Genomic DNA, 5,010 nt, shown 5'->3' on the forward strand with positions numbered 1-5,010 from the left:
CCGTCCTCTCCGTTAGATGGTCTACAGACCACCATCTTGGCACATTGCGATGCCGTCAGGGGAGGGCGGCAACCACCCCATCTTCAGTACCTGGAACAGCACATCGCTGATCCTACCGGCGCCAGCCGGTAGTGGTTCAGTTTTGATCTGTTCCACGGCGCGCGCCATGAGCGCATGATCACGACGGATGGTCAGGCCCTTGCAAGCACCCTGACAAAATCGCTCGATGATATCGACGCCACTCTTCTGGCCCTTGATGAGGGGCGCGACAAGATATTGGACGTCGCATGCCTGAGCACGATGGCGATCCGATGGCTTATCCCGCGCCTGCATCGCTTTCGGCAGGAGCACCCCGACATTGATCTTCGGCTTTCGACCGATCCGCGTCGCCCGGACCGGCTTTTGAACCGGATCGATGTGTCGATCCTTGTGCTTGCCCCCGATGAGGCCCCCGGACGGCAGGACAGCGTCCTGTTGGCCGAGGCCTTGGGTCCGGTTCTTGCGCCCTCGCTTGTCGGTCAAGGTGACGCTGTCGGCCCTGAGGGCCTTGGCGCGTTGCCCCGCCTGATCACCAAGACCCGCCCCAAGGCCTGGGAGGAATGGCAGGCCATTCTGTCGAGCCCGCCTATCCCCGCGAAAGGGGTCTGTGAATTCGAGCATCTGTCGCTTGCCATCGAAGCCGCCGCAAGTGGGCTTGGGCTTTGTGTGACGCCCGATCATCTGGTGCAGGATGATATCGCCAGCGGGCGCCTGATTGCGCCGCTTGGGTTTCGGGCAAGCGGATACACCTACGTGGCACGGGCGCATGGCCGCCGCAAACGCAAGTCGGACGCGTTCATCGACTGGATGAGACAGGATATGTCGGCCCGCTAAGGCCTCGAGCGGGCGCGCGACAGGTGTTTCGTCCTGCCGCTTGCGGGCCGGGCCGCGAACAGAGCCATTGTAGTGGCCCCCTCTGCAATGCAAGGATAGCCCTGAACATGCGTGAAAGGACCGACCCATGAAGGTAGTCGTGATGGGGGCCGGGGTGATCGGCGTCACCACCGCCTGGTATCTGGCCAAGCAGGGCGCCGAGGTTGTCGTGCTCGACCGACAGCTTGGGCCGGGGCTTGAGACAAGCTATGCCAATGCCGGAGAGTTGTCCTATGGCATGACCTCGCCCTGGGCCGCGCCGGGAATTCCGGTGAAGGCGCTCAAATGGCTGTTCATGAAGCGCCGCCCTTTGTTCATCTGGCCGTTGATCAGCCCGACCATGTGGATGTGGTCGGCGCAGATGATCCGCAACTGCAACGATGAAAGCTATGCGATCAACAAATCGCGGATGGTCCGGGTCTCGAACTATAGCCGCGATGTCATGCCCGAGCTGATCGAGGAAACCGGCATCGACTATGACGGGCGCGCGCAGGGCACGCTTCAGCTGTTCCGCACCGCCAAGCAAATGAAGGGCTCGCGCGCCGATCAGGAGATCCTCGCGCAATTCGATAGCCCGTTCGAAGAATTGGGGCGTGACGCCTGTATCGCGGTGGAACCGGCTTTGGCCGAGGTGCGCCACAAATTTGTTGGCGGTCTGCGGCTAACGGCGGATCGCACCGGCGATTGCCGGATGTTCACAATTGCCCTTGCGGAAAAGGCCGCAGAGCTTGGGGTGCAGTTCCAATACGGCCAGTCGATCCGCAGCATCGCGATTGAAAACGGCAGGGTCGCGGGCGTGGATACGGAAATGGCGGGGCGCATCACCGGCGACAAATATGTCTGTGCCTTGGGGAGTTATGCCCCGCATTTGCTCAAGCCGATCGGATTGAAACTGCCGGTTTATCCGGTCAAAGGCTATTCGGTGACCCTTCCGGTGGTCGATGATGCCATGGCACCGCAATCGACCTTGATGGACGAAACCCACAAAGTGGCGATCACCCGCCTCGGCGATCGGATCAGGGTGGCGGGCACCGCCGAAATCGCCGGCTACAGCAATCGGTTGGGGCCGCATGCCACCGATACCGTCAAACATGTGATCAACGACCTGTTTCCCAAGGGCGGTGACCTGAGCCAGGCCGAGGGCTGGACCGGCCTGCGCCCGATGACCCCCGATGGTACGCCGGTTCTGGGCGGAACACGCTATGACAACCTCTATCTCAACACCGGTCATGGCACGTTGGGCTGGACCATGGCCTGTGGGTCGGGGCGCGCTGTGGCCGATCTTGTTGTTGGCAAGGAACCGGAGATTTCCTTCGATGGGCTGACCGCCGCGCGTTACGGACAGTAGCGCAAGCACGGCACCCGCGTTTGCAATGCCGCCCTGCCGCAGATGCACAGGCGTATCCGGTGAACTTTGGAAATCTCGCAAAGTTGAGTCAATTTTGCTTCGCTTTTGTTGAGCGTGGTCAACAAAATCAAACCCCCTCCAGCGAGAGTAATGGTCGCGCGGAAAGGGGTGTTCCAGTCCTGATGCCCTTGGACGCGTTAACCGAGAAGGGCGGATTGCATGGCAACGACATTCGACGTTTTCTATTTGGGGACCGGCCCGTCGATTGACCCGACCGAAGGAAACGCAACCTCTGAAAACGCCGCTGCCCTGGTCGGAAACACCTACGGGGGCGTAGGCGATTCGCTGGTTAACCAGATCCAAAGCCTTTCACCGGGAACTGCGGGATTTGGTGGCGGGACCGCATCCGGCTATGACGTCGACAACTCTGTCATCAATGACCAATTCAAAATCGACGGTGGACCTGACCAAACCATGGATGGCATGGCCATCTACAACGCCACCATCACCTATATCGACGGGACAACAGCCACGATTACGGCCACGGTATTTCAGGACACCAACGGCAATCTTTATCTCGCTCCGGAAGTCACGCAAAACACCGATCAGGATGCGTTGGAGGCCAAGCCTATACGGTCCGTGACCCTGGACAGTTTGGTCTCGGCCAATTCATTTGTCTTCGCTGACCGCAGTGCGAGCAATTACGCCGTTTGCTTCACCGCGGGCACGGCGATCCGAACGCCGCAGGGCGATCGGCTGACCGACGATCTGCGCGTTGGCGATCAGGTCACCACCATGGACAACGGTCCACAGCCGATCCGCTGGATCGGGCGCAAGAAGTTGGGTCATGCCGCACTGCTGGCCAAGCCAGACCTGCGCCCGATCCTGATCCTGATCCCCAAGGGCGTGCTGGGGGCGCGCGCAACCTGCTGGTCTCGCCCCAGCACGGGATGTTGCTGGGCCGTGACCATCTGGTGCGCGCCAAACACCTGGTAGATGTGCCAAAAAGCCGGGTGCGCATCGCCCATGGCCGCAAATCCGTCACCTACATTCACCTGATGTTTGACGCGCACCAGATCATCTTTGCCGAAAATGCCCGCTCGGAAAGTTTCTACCCCGGCCCGATGGCGCAGCGCATGGTTGACCCGGCCGCTCTGGCGGAACTTCGCAGCCTGTTTCCAGAAGTGTGCGCCCCACAGGCAGACAAGAGCGCGATCGCAGGCCAATATGGCGACACCGCGCGACTGTTTATTCCAAAGAAGTCTGTCCCCGAGCATTTCGGTCACATCTGCCATGCGCTCGCGTGAGTCCCGGGGCGGCGTGTCCGTCAACCGCGCAAACGAAAGCCGCCGTTCGCACCAAGGCAGGAAAAGAATATCTTGGGCTTGATCCCGCCCTGCGCCGCAGCCGACATGAACGCGCCATTGCGCGATGACTGAATAGTCATCTGCCACAAAGGAATACGTATTCTATGGTTTGAAATAGGATTTTGGTGGAGCCTAGGGGGAGCGCGAAGTGGCAGCAATCTCCTTTGTTTTTCAGTGGCTTGTGATCTACTTTATGGCCCCCATGATACACTCCACTGTAACACTATCAAGTCTAGCACTCCAACACCTTTGCACAATGAAAGCCTTCGCCACCGCAGCGTTCAGCAGCAAGCACAAAGGAACCTGCCGGGAAATACCCCGTTACAGTGGTTGCCTGATAGCAATGTCGCGCATGGTTATGAGCGATAAACGGACCTTGGTTAAGATTTGCCCGTAGGTTTCAGAAACGAACTTTCCAGACCGTCGTGGGAGCAGTCTCAACCGATGTGAGCAGCCTATTGCTGTCCTCCCAGCAACTCCATGTGGATGTCGGCTTTCGAGCCGGAGGCGAACAGGCTGTTGCTGCCAGTTTGTCATTGAAACTCGGCTCCTTTTCAACCTATTGTTGCGGTGACAATTTTTTAGAAAGGCGCATTTTGATGGAATATTTGAGCGAGATAATTAGTTTTCTTGTAGGCTTGGCTGGCGGTTCATTGCTAACACTGACCTTTACAAAGAAGCAGGTGAAAGGCGGAGGTAAGATTGTTGACCAGCAAGCCGCGAAAGCGGGCGGCGACATCGTCGGCGGCAACAAGACGACTGGGAAAGACACCGATATCAAATGACTGACAACCAAGACCCAAGCGTCAACCAGTCTCATTCGCAGGCCGGTGGCGATATGGCTGGCGGCAACATTTCTAAGAGTTACCACTTCAACAGCCAAGAAAACGCATATGAGGCAATTGAAAAGCTCGCTGCAAAGCTTTGTTCGGAAGTGGATGATGAACAGACCTTTGATGGCACGATAGCCAATCTCGCCTACTACAAACGTAGGCGGGAGGCGGCGGACGGTGTTGTGGGCCTCGAATGCAAGCTTAAAGCGGGCAATCGCTCTGACCTGTGGGAAGATGCACTGGATCAAAAAGTTGAATTTGAGAAGCTCTTGGAGGAATGGTCCCTCTATGCTTCTGCGCAGGAAATCTTTGCTCATATTCTCGCGAAGGTCGAACGAACCTTCAAAAGGCAGATTAAGCCGCACTTATCTAATGTCACTCACACCGCTGCCGATAAACTGGTTGATGACTTTATAGTCATAGGGTAATCCCCCCATTTTCAATGGGGTCCAGCCGTAGAAATCACGCAGCTGTTTTCAGTTTCATAGCGGGTGTTATGCCGCCGATGCCCATGTTGGGGCGCTCATTGTTGTAAGTCCAGAGCCATTGC

General features: G+C 57.8%; 4 protein-coding genes and 1 pseudogene. All 5 read left to right on the plus strand.

What is annotated here, in order from left to right; translation table 11 throughout:
• Nucleotides 1-174 precede the first annotated feature (174 nt).
• Nucleotides 175-873, plus strand: coding sequence for a LysR substrate-binding domain-containing protein (locus ROG8370_RS19355; RefSeq protein WP_085828765.1), 699 nt, complete (start codon nt 175-177; stop codon nt 871-873).
• Between the two features lie 127 nt (nt 874-1,000).
• Entirely contained in the window at nt 1,001-2,260 is a 1,260-nt protein-coding gene (locus tag ROG8370_RS19360) for a D-amino acid dehydrogenase (RefSeq protein WP_085828766.1), read from the plus strand.
• Nucleotides 2,261-2,743: 483 nt separating this feature from the next.
• Nucleotides 2,744-3,567: pseudogene (locus ROG8370_RS21570) on the plus strand (Hint domain-containing protein).
• Between the two features lie 506 nt (nt 3,568-4,073).
• On the plus strand, nt 4,074-4,412 hold the full coding sequence (locus tag ROG8370_RS20380; RefSeq protein ID WP_139838236.1) for a hypothetical protein: 339 nt from the start codon (nt 4,074-4,076) through the stop codon (nt 4,410-4,412).
• Complete coding sequence (locus ROG8370_RS19380; RefSeq protein ID WP_085828770.1) at nt 4,409-4,888, plus strand: ABC-three component system protein; 480 nt, start codon at nt 4,409-4,411, stop codon at nt 4,886-4,888. The genes ROG8370_RS20380 and ROG8370_RS19380 overlap by 4 nt, the downstream gene beginning before the upstream one ends.
• The last annotated feature ends 122 nt before the right edge of the window (nt 4,889-5,010 follow it).

The organism is Roseovarius gaetbuli (genome assembly GCF_900172365.1).
Classification (GTDB): Bacteria; Pseudomonadota; Alphaproteobacteria; order Rhodobacterales; family Rhodobacteraceae; genus Roseovarius; species Roseovarius gaetbuli.